The 19,993-nt window shown below is 61.8% G+C and carries 18 protein-coding genes; 9 read left to right on the forward strand and 9 right to left on the reverse strand.

Features of this window, described 5'->3' with window-relative positions:
* Nucleotides 1-7 precede the first annotated feature (7 nt).
* Nucleotides 8-1,708, forward strand: coding sequence for a caspase family protein (locus OG226_RS17600; protein ID WP_329349416.1), 1,701 nt, complete (start codon nucleotides 8-10; stop codon nucleotides 1,706-1,708).
* Between the two features lie 415 nt (nucleotides 1,709-2,123).
* On the opposite strand, the gene OG226_RS17605 is transcribed toward OG226_RS17600, so the two are convergent.
* From OG226_RS17605 to istA, 3 genes are all read right to left on the reverse strand, one after another.
* On the reverse strand, nucleotides 2,124-2,759 hold the full coding sequence (locus OG226_RS17605) for a hypothetical protein (RefSeq protein WP_329349417.1): 636 nt from the start codon (nucleotides 2,757-2,759) through the stop codon (nucleotides 2,124-2,126).
* 299 nt (nucleotides 2,760-3,058) lie between these two features.
* On the reverse strand, nucleotides 3,059-3,886 hold the full coding sequence (gene istB, locus OG226_RS17610) for an IS21-like element helper ATPase IstB (protein WP_329348409.1): 828 nt from the start codon (nucleotides 3,884-3,886) through the stop codon (nucleotides 3,059-3,061).
* The gene (gene istA / locus OG226_RS17615) at nucleotides 3,887-5,167 is read right to left on the reverse strand and encodes an IS21 family transposase (RefSeq protein WP_329347227.1); all 1,281 of its coding nucleotides are present in this window, start codon (nucleotides 5,165-5,167) and stop codon (nucleotides 3,887-3,889) included. It abuts the gene before it with no gap.
* A 313-nt stretch (nucleotides 5,168-5,480) separates the two neighbouring features.
* On the opposite strand from istA, the gene OG226_RS17620 reads away from it, so the two are divergent.
* The 5 genes from OG226_RS17620 (at nucleotide 5,481) to OG226_RS17640 (ending at nucleotide 11,660) form a co-directional block, all read left to right on the forward strand.
* Complete coding sequence (locus OG226_RS17620; RefSeq protein ID WP_329349418.1) at nucleotides 5,481-7,157, forward strand: AAA family ATPase; 1,677 nt, start codon at nucleotides 5,481-5,483, stop codon at nucleotides 7,155-7,157.
* A complete protein-coding gene (locus OG226_RS17625; RefSeq protein ID WP_329349419.1) occupies nucleotides 7,158-8,006 on the forward strand; it encodes an HNH endonuclease in 849 nt (282 codons plus the stop codon).
* 163 nt (nucleotides 8,007-8,169) lie between these two features.
* Complete coding sequence (locus OG226_RS17630) at nucleotides 8,170-8,394, forward strand: hypothetical protein (RefSeq protein ID WP_329349420.1); 225 nt, start codon at nucleotides 8,170-8,172, stop codon at nucleotides 8,392-8,394.
* A gap of 249 nt (nucleotides 8,395-8,643) precedes the next feature.
* Complete coding sequence (locus OG226_RS17635; protein ID WP_329349421.1) at nucleotides 8,644-9,117, forward strand: Pycsar system effector family protein; 474 nt, start codon at nucleotides 8,644-8,646, stop codon at nucleotides 9,115-9,117.
* A 1,889-nt stretch (nucleotides 9,118-11,006) separates the two neighbouring features.
* Nucleotides 11,007-11,660, forward strand: a complete 654-nt coding sequence (locus OG226_RS17640) for a hypothetical protein (RefSeq protein ID WP_329349422.1) — start codon at nucleotides 11,007-11,009, stop codon at nucleotides 11,658-11,660.
* Nucleotides 11,661-11,796: 136 nt separating this feature from the next.
* Here the strand turns inward: OG226_RS17640 and OG226_RS17645 are convergent, their stop codons facing one another.
* Nucleotides 11,797-12,444: a hypothetical protein gene (locus OG226_RS17645; protein ID WP_329349423.1), complete on the reverse strand. Its 648-nt coding sequence runs from the start codon at nucleotides 12,442-12,444 to the stop codon at nucleotides 11,797-11,799.
* Between the two features lie 459 nt (nucleotides 12,445-12,903).
* Between OG226_RS17645 and OG226_RS17650 the strand changes: the two genes are divergently transcribed.
* Nucleotides 12,904-13,203 (forward strand): hypothetical protein, encoded by a 300-nt coding sequence (locus OG226_RS17650; protein WP_329349424.1) that lies wholly within the window; start codon nucleotides 12,904-12,906, stop codon nucleotides 13,201-13,203.
* Nucleotides 13,204-13,447: 244 nt separating this feature from the next.
* A complete protein-coding gene (locus tag OG226_RS17655) occupies nucleotides 13,448-13,849 on the forward strand; it encodes a hypothetical protein (RefSeq protein ID WP_329349425.1) in 402 nt (133 codons plus the stop codon).
* A gap of 1,668 nt (nucleotides 13,850-15,517) precedes the next feature.
* Here OG226_RS17655 and OG226_RS17660 read toward each other — a convergent pair.
* The 3 genes from OG226_RS17660 to OG226_RS17670 are packed head-to-tail and all read right to left on the reverse strand — an operon-like array spanning nucleotide 15,518 to nucleotide 16,704.
* Nucleotides 15,518-15,838, reverse strand: coding sequence for a hypothetical protein (locus OG226_RS17660; RefSeq protein ID WP_329349426.1), 321 nt, complete (start codon nucleotides 15,836-15,838; stop codon nucleotides 15,518-15,520).
* 4 nt (nucleotides 15,839-15,842) lie between these two features.
* Complete coding sequence (locus OG226_RS17665; protein WP_329349427.1) at nucleotides 15,843-16,163, reverse strand: hypothetical protein; 321 nt, start codon at nucleotides 16,161-16,163, stop codon at nucleotides 15,843-15,845.
* A complete protein-coding gene (locus OG226_RS17670; RefSeq protein ID WP_329349428.1) occupies nucleotides 16,153-16,704 on the reverse strand; it encodes a bifunctional DNA primase/polymerase in 552 nt (183 codons plus the stop codon). Before OG226_RS17670 ends, OG226_RS17665 begins: the two co-directional genes overlap by 11 nt.
* Before the next feature lie 414 nt (nucleotides 16,705-17,118).
* On the opposite strand from OG226_RS17670, the gene OG226_RS17675 reads away from it, so the two are divergent.
* Complete coding sequence (locus OG226_RS17675; protein WP_329349429.1) at nucleotides 17,119-18,366, forward strand: hypothetical protein; 1,248 nt, start codon at nucleotides 17,119-17,121, stop codon at nucleotides 18,364-18,366.
* Between the two features lie 22 nt (nucleotides 18,367-18,388).
* Here OG226_RS17675 and OG226_RS17680 read toward each other — a convergent pair whose 3' ends face one another.
* Together OG226_RS17680 and OG226_RS17685 are read right to left on the reverse strand one after the other, a co-directional pair.
* Entirely contained in the window at nucleotides 18,389-19,315 is a 927-nt protein-coding gene (locus tag OG226_RS17680) for a phosphotransferase family protein (RefSeq protein ID WP_329349430.1), read from the reverse strand.
* 280 nt (nucleotides 19,316-19,595) lie between these two features.
* Nucleotides 19,596-19,979, reverse strand: a complete 384-nt coding sequence (locus OG226_RS17685; protein WP_328679059.1) for a DUF6083 domain-containing protein — start codon at nucleotides 19,977-19,979, stop codon at nucleotides 19,596-19,598.
* Between the last annotated feature and the right edge of the window lie 14 nt (nucleotides 19,980-19,993).

Genomic DNA, 19,993 nt, shown 5'->3' on the forward strand with positions numbered 1-19,993 from the left:
TCACTCCGTGGCGCTACCCCGATCTCATGATTCTCGAGTTGTACTGATTGGCGTGAGCGATTACGCGCAATTGCCCGGGTTGCCCACAGTGCGGAATAATATTGAGACATTGGGGCGTATTTTTACTAGCCCCTCATCATGGAATTTGGCACCAGAACATTGCACGATCGTGCATAACCCTCGTACGCCAGAGGAGCTGGTGGACCCAATTCTGCACGGCGTCGAGGAAGCATCGGACACGCTCCTAGTTTACTACGCCGGCCATGGCCTGAAAGGACTAAACAGAGGCGAACTACGCCTCACTCGATCGACGTCCCGGACAGGTGCTCCACACACATCCACGGATTACAACGATATTCGGGAAACGTTGCTGGGGTCGAGCGCCGCCCGTCGTATCGTAATTCTCGATTGCTGCTATGCCGCAAGTGCACTCGGAACCATGACGGATCCCGCGAATAGTATCGCTGACGACGCCCTTATCGAAGGAACATATCTCATAGCCGCGGCAGGAGAAACAGAATCTGCCATGGCGGAAGATGGCAGTGGATTTACAGTCTTCACGGGTGAACTCATCCGCCTGCTCAGCGAAGGCATTCCAAACTCTACGCAAGATTTACTAGATCTAGACACGGTATTCAGTTACCTATACAGCACACTGCGGGCGAAGTCTCGACCTTTGCCCCATAAGCGGGTGCGGAATTCACTGGGAAAACTCGCACTTGCCAAAAATCCTTCTCGACACGGAATCGAGAGGAAGCAACTGGCGCAAGCCGAGGGCGCAGCAGGCAATGAAGCTACTGAGGGAAGTACGGCTGACACCATTTCCGCCGCGATACGACGATCCGACAATGGCCATGCGGCCTCAATATCACGTCCTCCGTCACTCTCCGGACTCACAGGGATCAAATGGCCGACTGTAGAGCCAATTGGACTGAAGTCGTCGCCCGATAATCACGCGGTCGATCTTCAGGCTAAACTCCCGGTTATCAAAACTGCAACTGCTACTCCTACCCCCTCGGTTGACCCGCTAAAAAATAAAGAGGTGGAAGTCGTGTGGCGGGGTGTCCTGGAAAGGCTCAAGGCGCGGCGACGTTTCGCTTGGATAATCATGACACAGAATGCCAAAATCATGTCTTGTGACGGCGAGACTTTGGAGCTCTCTTTCGATAATCGATCAGCAATGGATGCCTACCTCTCGACTGGAATTGATGAGCTCCTCCTCGCAGTACTCCATGATGATCTCAATCTGCCATGGAAAGTCAAGGCATCTGTTGCGCTCCGACCTGAGCTTGCAGCTGATAACAAGAGCACGGTAACCGAGCGGAGAAGGCACCCAGGTGAGTGGCCCATCCATCCTGCAAGTCGCAGCGAACGGCCAAAGTCAAGTCTGACTCAGGAATCTCAGCCTAATCCCATTTCCTGGCCTCCGGTACGGAAGCCGCCACCTCCGGAAAATTTTCAGCGCATTCAGGAACTTTGGCCTAAAGTCTTGGATGAAACAAAAAGGCGCCGGCGATTCCTTTGGGTTCTACTGTCGCAAAACTCTAGACTCGTAGGGACAGCAGGAAAGAGTATCTTGCTTGGTTTCACAAACGAACAGTCCAGATTGGCATATCTATCGAGTGGGGTCGACAAGCTACTTGAGGATGTAGCAACAGAGATTCTTCGTTATAATTGCAAGATTGAAACCGTGCTCATTTCGGAGTAGTCATTTTTCAATCAACTGGACCCAACCTCCGACGTCTCTTAGTTAGGCACCGTCATCGTGGGCCAGCTGTCGCGGCTGCTCTGCTCGACAGCACGACAGCGTGGCTGAGGCCGGTGGGGCTACAGCGAGGCACACGCGCGCCTGTCCGGTCGACTAAGCCGCCGTCGTGGCTGACTGTCGTCGGCTGAGGTTCATACAAGACAAACATCGAAGGCATCCGTCGTCAGTTGAACGCAGGCTTTTGCCGAGTAGTGATGGAGCCTCATCTGTGGGCTGCTCGAAGTTTAGCCTGGTGAACTGGCCCTTTGCTCAGAAAGTACAGCCAGTAAGTCTACGCGTCTCGCCTGGTCCGCTCTGCACAGGATGAATTGGACCTCGCACATAGATCGGGCGCCAAGGCAGCGCCCTACTATTCTCAGCTCAAGCTCTCCTGCGCTTCATCAGTTGACCTCTCGGGGCGTGACGCCGAGTCGCTCGTGTTTTCTTCGGCTGATGCCTGCGGAAATTGCGATGGAGCCACACCAAAGGCTGCTCGGATTTTTGTTCCGACTCCGGCAGCTGTAGCATTACCTGCTTCGGCAACTATAGGCGTAACGAACTTAACGAGAAAAAGCCCCCCGATGTAGGCCCCAAGTAGCGCTGGAATACCGCCACCGCCCCACGTAACACCAATGCCGATTGCGGAAGCCTGCTCCGCGACATTCCTCAAGGGCATCCATGCCGAGGGTGGAGAATGGAAGCTCGGCACCAGGCTCTCGCCGCTATACAGCAGGTCAACCAGTAGGTGTCTTCCGTCTGATGAAAGGCCGCCGTGCACGTCTGAGTTCAGAGAGACGAAGAATTCGATTGCTTCGCTCGCACTCTCGAATACACGAATACTATTCTGCACTGAGGTGGCCGATTCCCTAGGGAACGGAAAACGGGCCGCATTAGGTGCGATCCTCGCGCGCTGAATCTTCCCTGCTTCTGCATGCGACAAGCGACCATCCGAGCCACTTATCTCGAGGGTTCCCGAGAAATTATCGCCGAGGTCAAGGAAGTCGACGTCCACACGTAGTGTCACAGATCGGCGAGGTGCAACGAGCCCTTGCCAACCCAGAACAGTTGCGGCTCGCCGCAAAACTTCCCGATCTGATACACCACGAGCGGGCGCCGGCGTAGTGCGCGGGGCCGCCTCTCGTTCTGTTCGGCTAGACCGCCCTAGGAACGGGTCCGACATGTATCCCCCTTGCCTGGAACGGAACGAGTCGCGATCTCTGCAGCAGTAGCGCGCTCGTGTCGGCGGCGGTTGAACGCGGACCCACTCTGGTCGGTTGAATCGTGACCCGTGTGGCTTGTGGTTGGTGGTGTTCAGTCGGTTTCTGTTGTGGCGGTGGGGACGCGTCCGAGTTGCCGTCCGCGCATCCGGTAGGAATCGCCTTTGAGGGAATGGACCTCGGCGTGGTGGACGAGGCGGTCGATCATGGCGGCGGCCACGGTCTCGTCGCCGAAGACCTCTCCCCAGCGTCCGAAGGGCTTGTTGCTCGTGACGATCACGGACGCGCGTTCGTATCGGTTCGAGATGAGCTGGAAGAACAGGTTCGCGGCCTCGGATTCGAAGGGGATGTAGCCGACCTCGTCGACGACGATCAGCGGATAGCGGGACAGTTTGGTGAGCTCGGCCTGGAGGTGTCCGGCGTGGTGGGCGGCGGCCAGGCGGTCGACCCATTCGGCGGCTGTGGCGAACGCGACCCTGTGGCCGGCCTGGCAGGCGCGGACCGCGAGTCCGATCGCCAGGTGTGTCTTCCCGGTCCCGGGCGGTCCCAGAAAAACTGTGTTCTCTTTGCCGGTGATGAAGTCCAACGTGCCCAGATGCGCGAGCTGTTGGCGCGTTATGCCGCGCAGATGGGTGACGTCGAGTTCCTCGATCGTCTTGATCGCGGGGAAACGGGCGCCGCGGATGCGGGCCTCGCCGCCGTGGCTCTCACGGGCGGCGACTTCGCGCTGCAGGCAGGCGACCAGGAACTCGGCGTGGGTCCAGGATTCGGTGCGGGCCCGCTCGGCGAGGCGCTCGGCGGCGTCCAGCAGGGCCGGGGCCTTCATCGCGCGGGAGTAGAAGGCCAGGTCGGACGCGGTCTGCTCGCCGGTCCGGCCGCTGCCCGTCTTCGTAGTGACCGGTTTGATGGCGGTGCGGGCCATTCAGGACACCCCGTCCCCGGTCTCGTCGCGGCCGGCGTCGCCCTCGATGAGGGTGAACACCCGGTCGTAGTCGGTCAGTTCGCGTTGCTCGACGTCGACCAGGCGGTCGGCGGCGGCCGTGGCGCGGAGTCGGGCGGCCTGGGCCGCGGTGTGGTGGCGGTACTCACCGCGCAGGGCAGCGGCGGTGCGGGCGTGATCGGGATCGGTGATGGTCTGGTGCTTGGCCCAGCAGCGGGCATGGCGGGCCACGACGGCCCCGCCGGGAGTGAGGATGGCGATGACCTCCTCGATGCTGGTGGTGACCTGGACTTTCTTGCCGATCGCCAGGGGGTGCACGGAGTAGTCGCAGGTGTCGACGCGGATGTAGTGGTCGCGTCCGATGCGGGTGAAGAAGCGCGACCAGCGGGGCGGATCGACGGGCGGGAGGGCGAGCATGCCGGCCCGGTCGGCCTCCCACCGCTCGATGGGACGGGTGCCCAGGGTGCGGTGGATGCGCCGGTTGGCGACGTGCAGCCACCGTTCGAGCTGGGTGTTGAAGTCGCCGGGTCCGCTGAAGGTGCGGCCGGGCAGAAAGCTCGTCTCGAGGTAGCCATTGGCCCTCTCGACCAGCCCCTTCGCTTCTGGATCACGGGGCCGGCAGAGGAAGATCTTGACCGCGAGGAGTCCGGCGAAGGCGGCGAAGTCGACGGTGACCCTGCCCTGGCCGATACCGGCCTCGTTGTCCCAGACCAGCATTTTCGGCACCGCATTCCAGCCGGTCAGCAGCTGCCAGTGACCGTCGATCAGATCGCCTGTCATCCGGCTCGGCAGCATCCGTGCAGCGATGATCCTCGAGTAGCCCGAGACCATCACCAGCACCGGTGGCCGCCCGGACTGGCCATAGCCGAGCGGGATGTCCACCGGCGGGAACCACAGGTCGCACTGAGCCAGTTCGCCGGGCTGATACGTCGTGCGCGAGACCGGATCGACAGGGAGGTAGGCGGGCCGCAGCTCGCGGACGCGGTCCTTGAGAATCGTCATCCCGCGGTCCCAGCCGATCCGCTCCGCGATCACCGTCGCCGGCATCGTCGGGGTCTGTTTCAGCAGCTCACGGATCTGCGGTTCGACCGCGTCGACCGCCGAGCCCTTCAGCGGCCGGGAGTACACCGGCGGCCGGTCCGTGGCCAGCGCCCGTTTCACCGTGTTCTTCGAGATGCCCAGGTGCCTTGCGATCGCCCTGATCGGCATCTCCTCGGCCCGGTGCAGCCTGCGGATCTCTGCCCAGTCCTCCACTTGGATCACCCTCTCCTCCCGATCTCCAATCAAGATCAGGTTGGTATGGATGCCACGAAGTGAGTCAGTTTTGATCCGCCGTCAGAGGGTCACCGTTCAGACGACGCCGACAGCTCGTGCTCGGAAGGACATCATGCCCACTCTTCTGGCGGCGCCACCAGATACCACCAGGGCTGACCGCACGTGGTCATACCAGGTACAAGAGCCCGTAGTAGCTGTCACTCTGTGCGCCGAAGGCACTCGAGCGCGCTACACCGGAAGCCGCGGGGCTGCTGACAGTTGGCAACCCGTACCACTGGTGGGCGTAAGGGGCACAGCGTCCGTGCCGGCTTCTCTCGTCTTCGTGACGGTGTCGGGCTGCTGCGGCAACCGGGCGAACCGCAGATTCGACTACAAGACGGCCCCACGGTCTGATTCACTGTCTACGATCAGCGAGCTGAAAACAGGAGGGAAAGTGCAATTCCATGTCGTCTCATCAGTAAGCGTCTTGCGTACAACTCACACCGCTCCCGGCGCCTACCTCATCACTGACAGCTGGGACGATTGGTTCACGTACTCTACTCTGTACGCCCTTACCTACCGAGATATGAATGGTCAGCTTCATGATATCGGCCACGTAAAAATCGGCCAATTCAACATGGCTTCCGGTCAGCGAAGCCCTTCGCTACCGCCCTCCTTCGGTCAGCTCGACGCAAGCTTCTTTTCTCTGGGGCAGGATGACAGTTACTACGAACAGCTCAACTCGCTCGGTGACGAGGTGCGCGACGAGATTCTGCGCGGCCTCCGCGACGTAGCCTTCGATGCTCTTCTTTTCGAGCAAGCTCTAAAAGAAGACGTGATGGGACGCTCCCTTCTCCGATTTGTTTCGCAGCAAACCGTCACTGGTCAGTTTCGTCGACTCACGGGCGGAGGCGCACGACTCGACCGGTACAGCTTCACCTACAAGTTGCCTGGTCTTTATCAGGGTAACGAAGGAGCAGGGCTCGCCTTCACTGTCGTGCCCGGGTCAGAGCCGCCAACAAACATTCAAGTGATAATCGGGCGAAATGGTGTTGGCAAGACACGACTCCTTAACAACATGGCCCGTGCCCTAGTGGATCCTGGAGCGGATCCAGACGAAGTTGGAACCCTCGAATTTGCTGGAACGGCAGGAGGGCGAGGTAGTTTCGCTAACCTGGTGTCCGTAACCTTTAGCGCTTTCGATCCATTTGAGCCTATTAGTACGCCGCAGAACAGAGCCTCCGGAATGCGGTACTCCTACATTGGCCTCAAGCGTATCAAGAAATCAAAAGACGAACGGCGTCCACCCAAGGACTGGACAGCCCTTGCGTCGGAGTTCAGCACGAGCGTCAAGACCTGTCTGCAAGGGGCACGCCAGATGCGCTGGCGGAGAGCTCTAAAGATGCTTGAGGCGGACCCAATCTTCAATGATGCGGCCGTGGCCGACCTGGCCGACTCGGAGATTAGCGAAGAGGAACTCAAAGGCCGAGCGAGAGACCTGTTTCGTAATCTTAGCTCAGGTCACAAGATTGTACTCCTCACGATCACGCGACTCGTCGAGACCGTGGAAGAACGATCTCTCGTCCTGCTTGATGAACCTGAGGCGCATCTTCACCCACCTCTCCTAAGTGCTTTCACCCGCGCTCTATCCGACCTGCTCGTCAACCGAAACGGAGTGGCAATAATCGCTACTCACTCACCGGTGATTCTCCAGGAGGTACCGAAGAAGTGCGCTTGGAAGCTGCGACGTTCCGGCCGTGAGGTAGTCGCCGAGCAACCGTCCGTCGAAACCTTCGGCGAGAACGTCGGAATCCTTACCAGGGAAATCTTTGGCCTGGAAGTTACAAGGTCGGGATATCACAGGATTCTTGGAGAGGCTGTTAGCGAAGGCGCCACGTACGATGAAGTCCTACAGAGATTCTCCGGTCAACTTGGGGCAGAAGCCAGAGCTTTGGTCCGCGCACTCGTCACTGCAAGAGACTCAGGAGCGAGCCTCTAGATGCGAAATGTGAAAATTCCAACGCACACGGCTGCCCAGAGTCTGAAAACCTGTATAGCCCGGGTTCAAGACAAAGATTTGAAGAAGCGACTGGCAGCGACTGAAGATCAGGTAGTCGAAGCCAGCAGGGAGTATGTGGCCGCCGCAAAGAGTGTAAGCCTCCATTCGCTTAAACCCAATAATTTCACCCTAAAGGGTGTGACGAAGAAGGAAATGACCGACGTCTACACGGATCGCATGGCGAAGAAGAAAGCGCCGGGAAGGGGAATTTATGACGAATTGATTCTAGCTCCTGCGCACGGAATCTGCCCGCTATGCGCTCAACGGCCCGTATCCACTCTCGACCATCATTTGCCGAAGGCCGAATATTGGGCTCTCGCTGTTGACCCACTCAACCTAGTGCCAGCATGTGCCGACTGCAACAAGACCAAGCTTAATATCGCCCCTCAAACAGCAGGCGCCGAAACTCTCCACCCCTATTTTGACAAAGTCGAGGGGGACCAGTGGCTCCGTGCCACTGTGGTAGAGGGTACTCCTGTCTCTGTCACCTTCTTTGTCGACGCACCTGCAGCATGGGATGCGGTTCTCCAGCAGCGAGTAAAAACGCATTTCACGGTTTTTAAGCTCGCGACGCTCTACGCCTGCCAAGCCGCGGACGAGCTATTCAACATCCAGTTTCATCTCGCGCAGATCTATGATGCGTCTACAGTTGGTGGGCCAGAACGAGTTCGAGTGCATCTGGCAGAGCAGGCGGAAAGCAGGGAGTACGCACACATCAACAGCTGGCAGACCGCCACCTATCAAGCGCTGGCCCGTAGCTCTTGGTATTGCGGCGGAGGATTTCGATAGTGGCTTGCCTACTGGCAAGGCACCCTCGCTTGGGTACGAAATTCCCGCACGGTAGCGATGGACATCGCTCACGCAACTGGGTCATACCTCAGTCCGTGTCGCCTTCTCCGAGTCCGGTTTGCTCGATCAATGGTTTAGCCTGACGATGCTTGCCCCGCCTCGCGTGGTCGAGCTGAGCGTCGAAGCGTTCCGCACCGTCCGCACCCTGCGCGATCTACTCACGGACGGCGCGCACGTTACTGACGGCACCTTCCAGACCGCACAACGCGTGTATTTCAGGGCCGTTCAGGCCACCGCATCCGCCATACGCCAAGATCTCGGCATCCCTGAATTGCCCTTCGCCCCCTTGGCTCCGAGCGACGACACCCGCTCCCAGCCTCGCACCTGAGCACCAACCCAGGGCGTGCGCTGCGCGCGTGAGTGTCTAACTGCGTGACAACGCCCACGAACAGCGGCGGACGCCCGCGAACATCTGCGGACCATCAACGCAGGTGAGAGACACACCAGCCCAAGGCGCCACCCCCACCCAAGTTGCTTCGGGACGAAGCGGTCCGTGGGTAACGCGTGCCGGACTTGCTCAGCGCGGGCGAACCGGTAGCCGTCCGTCAACGTCTCTGTGTCAGAGGACGGAGGCTCCATGGCACAGGGATTGAACAGCGGCGCGGACCATTCGTCCGACAACTTGAATGATGCGCTCAGGACGCTCACCAGCGAACTGGCACGGGCTGACACCAAAGCAAGCATCGTGCTGGCGACGACTGGCGTGGGTCTTGGTTTCGTCGCGACACAGGTCCCCAGCCACCAGGGGGTGACCGTACTAGCTGTCGGTGCAGCCGGCGCAACGTGCCTCGTGATCGCCATTGTGGTTCTGTTGATCACCGTCCGACCAGTCCACATCGACACTGTGACCGCCGAAGGGTGGTCTCGTTGGGCGGCTCTGGAACCCGAGACGCTACGCGACCACATGCGCGCGGATCTGCGAGCCGAGCGGGTTTCTTTCCTCTCCCGCACAGTCGTGATCAAGTTCCACCAGCTCCGCCTCGCAATCCACCTCATCCTGGCTGGAGTCGGCCTGCTGTTTGCCGCAACTGTGCTGAGCTTGATCCTTTAGGCCTGCGACCGAGAATGCAGCGCCGTGCCAGACTCGTGCCAGGTCGTACGGGGAACCACGGGGAATAGCGGGGAAGGCGCTGCCGACCGGTCCGGCCCTCTAGCAGCTCCGCTGCAGGTCAAGTCAGCAATCGCCGGTAGAAGCCCCAAGCTTCCCAAGTAGAGGTCTTGAGCCATGCGTCTCAGCGCACAGCTGAGTTAGCGGAGCCGCCTGCGTTCCGCCTGACACCGGGCTCTTGGGCGCTGCCCTCTGGCCGGTCTGTCAGGCACAGTGACGGCCCTCCGGGCGCTTCTCTCACCGGAGACAGAGGCTGGATCGTTAGTCTCTCGCGAGCCCTGGACTTCAGGGAGATCGTCTGGCCGCGCTTGAAGAGCGCGCCGCACCTCACGCCAGGCTCGGATGATCTCAGGAAGCTTAGACAGCACCTCGGTGATCTGCGTCAGTAGCAGCATGACGCAGCCAAAAGCAGCAAGGATCACCAGCGTCACGTTGTCCCAGCTCATGAGGACTGCCCCGGTGTCCGCTTGAGCGATGCTCGACGTCCATACAAGCTGAGCATGGTGACCCCCAACCGCACCTCGACGCGGTCGCCGGCATCGTGCATCGTGGCGCCGGGGATACCAACCTGGGGAGCTGTCAGTGATGTTGCGACGTCTTCGACGTAGGGAAAGCCATTCCATCGAAACGTCCATCGGTTCGCCGAGCCCCACAGCTGCTTCCCATAGCGTTCTTCGCTCCCGTCGTTGAGCCAACCAGAACGTCGTAGGGGGTCAGAGAACCAGTTGCCGATCGCCCACCTGCCCTGAGGGTCCTGAGTCGCGATTCTGGTCGCGAGACCGGCCAGCAGGCATTCAGTGTCTGCGCCCATGCCGGGTACTTCGTCTAGCTGTGTCTGCTCCGACGTGGTCAGGGGCTCGTCAACTGAGTAGAAGTCCCAACGCGGGGAAGGACGCCGCGAAGCGCCCCATGTGCCGGACGGGTTTCCTGTGACTACCAATTGGGCGCCCGTGGGCAGATGACGTGCAACGTACGTGCGCCGGCCGCGGAACTCTTCGAGTCGGAGCCCCGGTAGTGAGCTTCCTCCGTCACGGCTGGGTAGGAGGTACGGTGCCACGTTGTGCGGAACGTCCGTAATGAGAACGAGCCGGTTGTAGCGAGGCGACACCGTGATGTCGTAAGCCACGAGCGTGTGCAACCCCCACCGAGCAGGCGGACGCGCATCCCCGAGTCCCAATCGGTTGAAAAGGCCAAGTGCCAACAGAGCACGAAGGGTGCGTTGTTCGCTCAAGCAGGCGTCAAGACCGAGTGACCCATCCCGTGGAACCCCTGCGAACGCCCCCTCTTGAGGCTCACCAGTGAATTCCACTCGGGTTTGGGCAATGGCCTTCTTCACACTTTCAGGCATGCTGATACCTCGATGCCACCCGGCTAGCGCTCTCGGTCACATACCTCGTGAACCCACCGATAACTCATGCGGAGTTGGGTGCACCACACCCATATGCAGCGTCCGCAGGTGCCGGGCCTGTCGATACATTGCCGCCCTTCGACTCTCCGCGAGCCGAATGTGGGCAGCTTAGCGGATGGTCGAGCGGGTACGGGCGGAGTTGTACAGAGTCCACTGGGCAGGTGCCTCACTGATCCCAGGGCGTCTGCCAACTCGTGCGACGATCCGCCCGCACTACAAGCGCACCAGATCTAACGGGGAACAGCGGGGAACCACGGTGAAAGCAGCCGCGCCCCGCGAGGCCGCAGCTCGACTGTTCACCCACGTCAGCGGCCAAGTCAGCCGCAAATGCCCGCAGCTTCCCAAGCTGATCGCTCGCCGTTCGATGCGTAACGATCAGGCATCACCACGGCATCGGCCACGACGCCGATGTGATGCTCTCGCCATGGTCAGCGAGGAAACCTCAACGCACGAGAGCGACCCGACCGTCGTCTCTGCCAAGGAAGTAACTGCGGCCGTCACCAAGCGCCGTCGTAACCCAGGGACGAGCATGCTGACCCTCACCGCAGTGGCCTCCCTGGCAGTCGGCGCTGGCTTTGGCTACGCCATTGCGCACTCTTCCAAGTCTGGAAGCACCACTGCGTCCGGAGGCGCTCCACTCATTACCGGGGTCAGCGAGAAGACTGTCTGCAAACTCGTGAGCGGTGCGATGCAACAGCAACTCAGCATCAGACAGGCATCTCCTATGGCTGAGGAGAAGGGTGGTGCCTCCTGCTATCTGACGATGACGGAGGACGGCGCAGCTGAGCCGGCCGGGTTCGTGGTCGCCTTCTACCCCACCACAGCATCCTTGCAGCAGACGGTGGATGGCACAGACGTGATCCCTGAGAAGGCAGAGCCACTGTTGATCGAGGGGCGTGCTGCTGCTCGCCAAGTCCTATACGGCGACGCTTGGAAGGCTCAGCTCACCGTTGACGTAGGTGCTGGAGCAACGCTCTACGTCGAGCGGTTCGGCCCCAAAGACTCGCTGTCGGAACGAGAGCTGCGTCGGTCCGTCGACGACCTTGCCGCGAGCGTTCTCAAGGGGCAGAAAACGTGAGCGAGCAAGCGGTCAGCCTGGGCTCATTGCACTGGCTCGATCGTTCATGAGGGTCCCTCAGCTTACTGAGGGACCCTCATGAACGATCGAGCTAAGCGATGGTCTGCAGCTTTCCTTTCGATGGCAGGTGGAGCGCCTATTCGAAAGGTGGAGCGACTGCCACCCACATACTGCTGATCGAGCCCGTATCGACGGTTACTGCGGTGGGGTCGATGCTGGACTCCTCTGCAACCGTCGTTGCCCAGCAATCCCCCCAAGTCGCCACCCAGTCGCCGGCCAGGTCGCTGTTGGGATCGAGATCCTCGGGTTTGCCCGTGATGCCGTACGCGTCGAGGAGCCGTCGCTCGACTCCGAACGGTTCGCCCAAAGCGAGCTCCGGGCACTCACTGATCCAACGCCTGACGATCTGCCCGCGTTCGGCGATCAGCCATGCCTCCCCGTCGTTCTGCTCACCGTGGAAAAAGAGTTGGGCTTTGCCGAACTGCGCGCTCAACTCTCGGCATAGCTCGGAGACGTGCGCTGTCTGCTGCGGATAGGGCAGGCCGAAGTACGGTCCGACGACCAGGGTCCACCCCCGCATGGGTGGGATGACGACGACTGCGGAGAACGGCTCCTCCTCGTCGTGCGCCACCTCGTCGATGAGTTCCACCCCGTCGGCCCAGGTAATCTCCCGCACCTCCGTCAAACCGAGGGCCTTCTCCACCTTCGCCTGATCGACGGTCGCGACCGCGAGCCATGAGAGCCAACAGGCACGTATGAGTGGTGCGGATTCGGAGGTCCCCATGGCCTGCATCCTAGGGACCGACTCGTAGAACTCGCGCGCCCTGCCAACTGCTGGCGAGGTACCGGACGGACGTGCCAGATGCGTGCCAGATCTCGCGGAGAACCACGGGGAACAGCGGGGAACCAGTCGGCAACCACCCGGCCCCCGTTCCAGATCCGCCGCACGTCAGCTCAGCAACCGTCCATCTATGACCCAAGCTTCCCAGGCTGAGGTCCCGTGAGGGCACGAAAGTTGGTGGCTCCGTCACTGATATCAACAGGGACGTACGGAGGCGTGGCCACTAGCATCCGCCCATGACGTCACATCAGGCGAATGCCGCGTAGGTCCCCGCGCGAGGTGAGAGCCACCGCGCCCGATGGGCAAAGCGATGATGCAGTGAGCCCACTGCTCATCAGCGCGTGTCCTGGGCCGCCAACGTGCGCTGCCGTTCACACGTACCTCTTCGTTGACGGGCTCGACATGGTCACGCGCAGCGACAGCAGAATGGCCGGCCTCGATCCGAGACGGCTGCTCCGCCCAGGCGGACCGCTCTATCCGACGGATACGCCGCGCACAGTGGATGTGGCAACCCAGGAGCAGCCCGAGCCAGGGCCGGGCAGGCTGACCATCCAGGTCCGGCTCCGGGGCGAGACGGTCATCTGGTCAGACCTCATGTACCCGGGCCCTGATGGCAGGCCCATCGAGGAAATTCGCTTCCGCCTGGAGCAGTACCTGAGTGAAGTCGAGCGCACATACGCGGTGTTGAAAGACGGCCTGTAGCGGCTGTACGGCAACGCCCGTCTCAGTTTCCGTCTCATTCAGCAGCGTTCAACGCCGTTCAGACCAGACCGAAGCCGGTAGCCGCGCCCACGGTCGAACGCCCATGAACGCAGGTGAACGGCCCCGTCCGAAGGCGCAAGCCCAACCACCACAGTTGGAAAGCGTGCGCCTGGTTATGACGCTAGCGTACGGGCCGCATCGGTGATCAGCCCCACTGTCAGACTGGCGCTGTACGGTCCGCTCCATGGCCGAGAGACCTACGACGAACTGGCGCGACGGCATAGCCAAGGAAGCCGAAGAGCTTGCCGCCGGCACCCTGGCCCCTGAGTGCGCGTGCATGGCGGGGCTGTTCCCCGAAGAACTGCTCACGTCGACCGATGCCGTCCTCGACGCCTTCGAGAGGGAGCTTTCCGGGCTGAGCGAGGCGGACGACGCACAGATCTTCGGCGTCGTGGAACGCGTCGTCCTGGCTCTGAACGCAGTGAACGAAGCCCACAACGAAAGCGCCTACGAAACCGACGAGCGCGAGCAACTGTGCGACTTCATCGACCAATCGCTCACCGAGCACGGCATCGACATCACCGCGCTGACCGCCCGGCATGGACTCGGCCGCTACCAGATCACGGACAAGTGGCGGAAGTGGTAAGGCCGCCCGCTGAACACCCGTTCCTGACACAGCACCACAGCCGCACCAGATCCAGCGGAGAACAGCGGGGAACCACGGTGAAAGCAGCCGAGCCCGACGAGGCCGCACCCGAACCGCTCGCCCAGGTCAGCGCCCGAACCAGCCCCAAATGCCCGCAGCTTCCCAAGCTGATGGCGATGTGCAGCCATCTATGAGATCACCAGCAAAACTATCCACATCAGGGCAGCAAACGAGGGTAGTGCATACACGATTAGTGGCAGCGAACTCCAACCCGGTGGCCGACACGTCAAAGTCTCCGCATACTCAGAGAACAATGCGGTTGCGCGGCGTTGTATCGCTCGAAAGTACTTAAAATGTCGATGTCCGACGTACAACCAGCCAACCGTGGATACGATCCCGAACGCTGCGATCACCTGAGCGGAGGGCAGGTTTCTGTCACCAGAAGCCAGGATGGTGGCGTAGGCCACGGCCAAGAGGGACTGAGCTACCAAGAACAGGTTGCCTTGCTGGTAGCGCACATTGTCCTCGTGAAGGCAGTGCTGCCACAGCCGGTCGCCTGCGGCCGCCTGGCGTGCGTTCGCTTCATCGGTTGATTCCCCCATGAGAGCTTCTTGCCCTTCCGCTGAGCGGAACTACCCCGTCCGTAAGTGAATCGCGGCAGAGGCAGTGCGGCAGCGAAGTACAGCGGCCCCTGCGAACAACTTGCATGCCCCCATTGGTCGATCTCTGTACAGCTACGGATCAGAATATTCTGACATTTGCGGCTGGCCCCCACGAGGATAAATATGCACGCCCGCTGCGGAGTCGATACTGCACACTATGTTTCACCAATGACGTAGTTACCGAAGTACTTGGACCACGGTAGTAAGCAAGCTAGCCAAAGAGGCCACTACGACACCAAGAAGAATATATTTCTGAGATGTAGAGTGCAGACGCGCTGAACGCTCAGCCTCTGCTCGACCGGTGACAAAATCCAACAACGCTCGAAGTGTGTCGGCGTCTAACTCTTCTCCAGTTCCATCTTGAGTGGGCTCTGGATCACTTAGTAGTGCAAGGTTCTGAGTGTTTGGGGGCTGCTGACTAGCAGGATCTTCCCCCCGAGGCCTTCTTCGCGCAAAGCGTGCATGCAAGGTGTAAGAGTTTTGTGGACCAACTCCAGTGGGATACAAGTTCGCACTCTTTCTAAAAATTCCGGGAAATTCATTAAGTGCCTGCGTCACGGCTATTTCGGATAGACCAAGATCTTGGGCCAGCCCGTTGGGGGAACGACTGCGCCATCTCGTTAATCCCATGTATGTAATTAGCGCGATCAGTGTGTCAAGTTGTTCGTCGTAGGGTGATGCCTCAGCCATCTCGCCAGTTTGATGCCTCCCATTGATGGCGAAAAGAGGGCGAAAACGCCCAAAAAACTCACAATAGGAACAAGTCTCCGCCTCCGCCCGAGCCCCTCACTGCAACAGCGCCAGGTCTAGCGGGGATCAAGGTGCAGACGACCGACGGGATGACGCTCACGAGGTCCCACGCGCCCAGATCGGGTTGCCGACCTGGCCCCGGCGCCCACGCAGCTTTTCAAGCTGATGTAGCAGTTGGCCTGCCGTTCGTCCGGGCTGCGGCGCTGAGGCGCCGGTCCCGGCCGAGCGCCAGGCCAACCAACCGTCGAGGAGCAGTTCATGCCACGGGCGCTTCCCGAGGTGGTGGCACAGACACGTTCATCGTCGTGTCACGCGGCTCCGCAGCCAGTCCCGTCGCAATCAACCTCGCCAGCAGCTCGGCCGCTTCAGGCCGAACGGTCCCGAGCTGCACGATCCCGTCGCCAAAGACGTTCACGTCGGCCACCAGGCCGGCGAAGTCGGAGTCCAGGCCGAGCAACACGAGCTGATCAGCGAGGGTGCCGGCGCCTCGCCGTGCGCGGTTCCAGCCGCGTACGTAGGGCACGCCAGGGGACAAGTTCTCGGCTCGTTTGGCCACCACTCCGCGCCGGTCGGTCATGGCGTCAGGCCCTTTCCTCGTGTTCTTCGGCAATGGACGATCCGTGACTTCCGTCGTTTCCGTCTCGGCGATATCCGCTTGCCAGCGCCAGGCGAAGGAGTTCCGCGAGGCGCTCAGCCGTGGCCGGGGACACGCGGCCCAAGTCCACGAGGCCGTGCCCGAAGGCATTCACGTCCGCGCGCAGGTAAGGGAAGTCTTTCTCCAGGCCGGCGCGAACGAGGACGTCTCGCAATGCAGTGGTCGCGTCTCGGGCCGCGTACCAGCCGTCGCTGTCGAGAGGCGACCACGCGGCAGCGTCGCGCCCGTGGGTCGGCTCATCCGGCATCTGTGGTCGTCTCCTCAGGGAGGGCAACGACCGCTGAGTAGGGCGTCGGGTACTCCTCGTCGAAGCGGTCCATCCGTGCCAGGAGTTCCGCGGAGGCGACCAGGACGGTTGCGAGGGCGACCGGGCGCCGCGGATTGGGTTCCGGTCGGCGGGTAGGTGCGCGAAGCCATTGGTAGCGGTCCTCGGACAGAGGGATGGCTCCGGGGACGACGATGGCGCAGCCGTGGTCGAGGTACCGGTACGACGGTGGCGATGACGTTTCACGTTCGAGGTAGTACGTGAAGACCTCGCGGCCCTGCGAGCCGAGAAAGAAGCCGACTCGCTGCGCCCTTCGGTCGACGACCGCCGGCCCGAACAGCATCCCATTTCGTCGAAGACGGTCGAACATCTCCAACCCGAGACGCTGGTCCACGCTCAGCACGTCGAAGAAGCGGCCGGTCGACAGCGCGCAGGGCCTTCGGGGATCGTCCGTCCACACTTGCCGACACTCAGCGGGATCGTCCGCTGCGGCGGAGAGCCACTCCATGCCACTTCTGGTCATCCTCTGCACGTCATCTCACCTCGGTCAGAACCCAGTTGCGGCTGCAATACCGCCTGGTGTCCAGACTCAGGGGCACCACCCTGGTGAAGGCAGATGACGAGAGGTGACGGGGGATGACACATCGCGGGTGCACGCGTCATCCCCCGTCACGGGTCAACAACCCACGAACTCCGGTTACTTGCAGCGTGCACCGGTGAACAGCGCGTACATTCGGTCGTGAAACCAAAGAGTCGCGTGCCCCAGAAGTCGCACCCATGTACAAGTGGGGAGGGAACGGTCACGTCTTCGCTGGAGCCGATCAGCGTTCACTTACGGCAAGCCCGTGTAGGTCGCGGCTGGAGTCAGCCGCGGTTGGTACGGGAGCTGCGTCAAGTTGCGCTCCGCCGTGGCCACCAACTTCCGTCGGACGCCAGCGTGAAGCGCCGTATCGCCAGTTGGGAGAACGGGCACAGCACGCCAGACGATTTCTACGGTCCACTTCTGTGTGAGGCGTACGGCCTCAGCGCCGCCGAGTTGGGGCTGAACCACGAGGGCCAGCGAGACACCGGACTCCTCGACGCCAGTTATCCGGCGAGCCCCGAAGGGGCCATCGAGACCGTCGGCCTACTGTGGCGCGCTGATCTCAACCGGTACGAGCCCCTGTTACAGGCCGAGCCGTCCGAGCCCGCATGGAACGAAGCCTCGCTTCGGTGGCTGGTCGCACCCGAACCGGCCGTTCCTCGGCAACATCGAGATGGAATGCGCGTCGGTTTCGGAGACGTGGCCGCCATCAAGACCACCGCGGACATGTTCGCCGAGTTGGACGACCGTTTCGGTGGCGACCACGCTCGGCATGCTGCTGTCCAATACCTCAGCACCGAAGTGACACCACTCCTGCGCGGGCAGTACACCGAGCAGGTCGGGCGGGCCCTGTTCTCCACCGTGGCGGAGGCAACTCTCCTAGCCGGTTGGATGTCCTACGACGCCTGCCGCCATGGCTTGGCACAGCGGTACTTCCTCCAGGCCCTCCGACTGGCCCAGGACGCCAACGACCGCCGGCTTGCCGGAAGCATCCTGTCCGCCATGAGCCATCAGGCGACGTTCCTCGGCCGCTACACGCAAGCCGCGACACTCGCTCGGGCCGCCCTCATGGGCATCTCCCCCGTGGCTACTCCGACCCTGCGCGCCCAGTTCCACGTAATGGAGGCCCGCGCACTTGCCCGGACTGGCGACGTAGGAGCCTGCGAAGCCGCTTTGAGCGCAGCCACGAGGGCGCTTGAGAGCCGTAACAGCGACGACGAGCCGGAATGGATCAGCTACTTCGACGAGACCGAGCTTGCCGCCGAAGCTGCGCACTGCTTCCGTGACGTCAACAGCGCCCGGCAGGCCGTCGCTCACGCCGAGAACGCCATGAGCGGCAGTCACGTACGAAGCGACTTCTTCGCCACGATGGTTCTCGCCGACGCGCACCTACGTGCCGGCGATGTCGAGGAGGCATGCAGAGTGGCACTCGATGCCCTCGACCTCGGCGAGCAGCTCAAGTCAGCCCGATGCGTCAGCTACCTCGCCGAGTTTCGGAAGGGCCTCGCAGCCGTCGGCAACACCACCGAAGCGCGAGCCTTCACGGAGCAAGTCGGAGAACACAGACTCTGGGTGGCGTCCGAGGCTCACGTCAGTGTCTAACTCCCGCACATAGAACGGCCGCTCAGAACGGGCCCCACTTGTCTCGCCCCTCGCCGGTACGCAATGACCGCACGCGCCGCGCGAACTCCGCCGCAGAACGCTCGCTGCCGGCGACCTGGTGGCCGAGCCAGGAAACCATCATCAGTTCGCGGAGATCCGCCAAGGTCTCGTAACCGGGCCAGTTCATCAGGTCGAAGCCGTACCGGTGAACAAACTCGTCGTACTCAGCTTTCGTGTGCCAGCCGTACCGGTCGTAGAACATCGCGGTCTGGATCAGATCCCACTCGCGCGGAGCCAGCGCGAAGCCGTCGAGGTCGATGAGTACAGCGTGACCGTCCCGGTGACGGAGCACGTTGCCGATGCTCGCGTCCCCGTGGATCATCCCGAAGGGGAGGACGAAGTCCAGCCGGTCGTAGTCCTTGTGGAGCTTTGCGGCACGGTCCTCCAGGAACGTGCGGTCTTCCTCCGGGACGCCGTCCATCTGCCTCAGAGAGCCGGACAGCTTCGCGAACGGGTCGAAGTACGGCAGCCTCAGGGACTCGGGTTCCTCAAGCCAGTGGAGTCGGCGGAGCAGGTCGGCCAACTCGCCTACCGTGGCGTACTCCTCGTGCTCCTGGACGCTCTCCCAGAAGGTCACGACCCGACCGCCGACCACGAACGGTTGCGTGATGCCCGCCGGCACCCGAGTAGCCGGAAGATCTTCCGCCTCCAGCCACCGCGCAACCCGTACCGCCCGCTCCATGTCCTCCAGGACGTCGAGGTCACGAGCAACGCGAACGATGATCGGTGACTTCGATAAGCGGTACACGGCATTGGAGCCGAGCCGCAGCAACTCCGCGCCGTCCGAGTCCAGTTGGGCTTTCGCGCACGCCTCGCGCAGGACAGCCCCAAGGCCCTCCTCCGTGAACTCCGTGCCGCCGTCCTGGTCCCCGCCGCTGCCCGAGATCATGCCTTCGACCATACGGCGCCGCCCTGCCACTCGACAGGCCACCCACGTAATAGGGGCGTGATGACCTTGGTCAGCGGGCCCCTTGGATGCCGCTCCCCCGCAGGTCAGGCCCACAAATGCGTCACGGTCTCACCTGGGCTCCGGAGCCGTGTGCGCAGGTTCGAATCCTGCCGGGGGCACCTGTTATGAGGTGCCTAAAGACCCCGCCATCAGCGCTTTAGCTGAAGACGGGGTCTTCGCGTATGCGCAGACGTATCAGCGCCGCGAGATCGAGGCACCTTCACCCGGTATCCGGCCACGTCTCCGGCGGCTGTGGTGCCTCCGGATCCTTCTGACGCTCAACCTGGCGCCCGTTCTCGACCCTCAGGCTTGTCAGCCATGGCCAGAGATCGGGCAGTGGTTGTGCCGAGCAGGCGAGCCGGTGCTCGATGCGGCACCGCTGAAACGGATCCGGTGGGCACACGCCGTAGATCGTCACCCGCCCGTCAGACACCACGATCCATCGATGTTCCGCCGGCACGGTGTGGGCCAACGGCTCCATGTCCGGCTCAAGCAGAACCCAGTCGTAGTCCAGCGTCGCCACGCGCTCAGCCGGCAGGCCGCAGTACAGGCAGTGCGACTGCCCACCCCGCAACCTGCGCGGTCCTTCTTCTAAAGCCCCCATACCGCGAGGTTCGG

This window comes from Streptomyces sp. NBC_01261 (assembly GCF_036226385.1).
In the GTDB taxonomy this organism is placed as follows: Bacteria; Actinomycetota; Actinomycetes; order Streptomycetales; family Streptomycetaceae; genus Streptomyces.

Excerpts from the sequence above, each read along its gene's own strand:
- istB (WP_329348409.1), bottom strand. The coding sequence starts at position 3,886 with ATGGCCCGCACCGCCATCAAACCGGTCACTACGAAGACGGGCAGCGGC.
- OG226_RS17625 (WP_329349419.1), top strand. The coding sequence starts at position 7,158 with ATGCGAAATGTGAAAATTCCAACGCACACGGCTGCCCAGAGTCTGAAA.
- OG226_RS17635 (WP_329349421.1), top strand. The coding sequence starts at position 8,644 with ATGGCACAGGGATTGAACAGCGGCGCGGACCATTCGTCCGACAACTTG.
- OG226_RS17640 (WP_329349422.1), top strand. The coding sequence starts at position 11,007 with ATGGTCAGCGAGGAAACCTCAACGCACGAGAGCGACCCGACCGTCGTC.
- OG226_RS17645 (WP_329349423.1), bottom strand. The coding sequence starts at position 12,444 with ATGGGGACCTCCGAATCCGCACCACTCATACGTGCCTGTTGGCTCTCA.
- OG226_RS17650 (WP_329349424.1), top strand. The coding sequence starts at position 12,904 with ATGGTCACGCGCAGCGACAGCAGAATGGCCGGCCTCGATCCGAGACGG.
- OG226_RS17655 (WP_329349425.1), top strand. The coding sequence starts at position 13,448 with ATGGCCGAGAGACCTACGACGAACTGGCGCGACGGCATAGCCAAGGAA.
- OG226_RS17660 (WP_329349426.1), bottom strand. The coding sequence starts at position 15,838 with ATGACCGACCGGCGCGGAGTGGTGGCCAAACGAGCCGAGAACTTGTCC.
- OG226_RS17665 (WP_329349427.1), bottom strand. The coding sequence starts at position 16,163 with ATGCCGGATGAGCCGACCCACGGGCGCGACGCTGCCGCGTGGTCGCCT.
- OG226_RS17670 (WP_329349428.1), bottom strand. The coding sequence starts at position 16,704 with ATGACCAGAAGTGGCATGGAGTGGCTCTCCGCCGCAGCGGACGATCCC.
- OG226_RS17680 (WP_329349430.1), bottom strand. The coding sequence starts at position 19,315 with ATGATCTCGGGCAGCGGCGGGGACCAGGACGGCGGCACGGAGTTCACG.
- OG226_RS17685 (WP_328679059.1), bottom strand. The coding sequence starts at position 19,979 with ATGGGGGCTTTAGAAGAAGGACCGCGCAGGTTGCGGGGTGGGCAGTCG.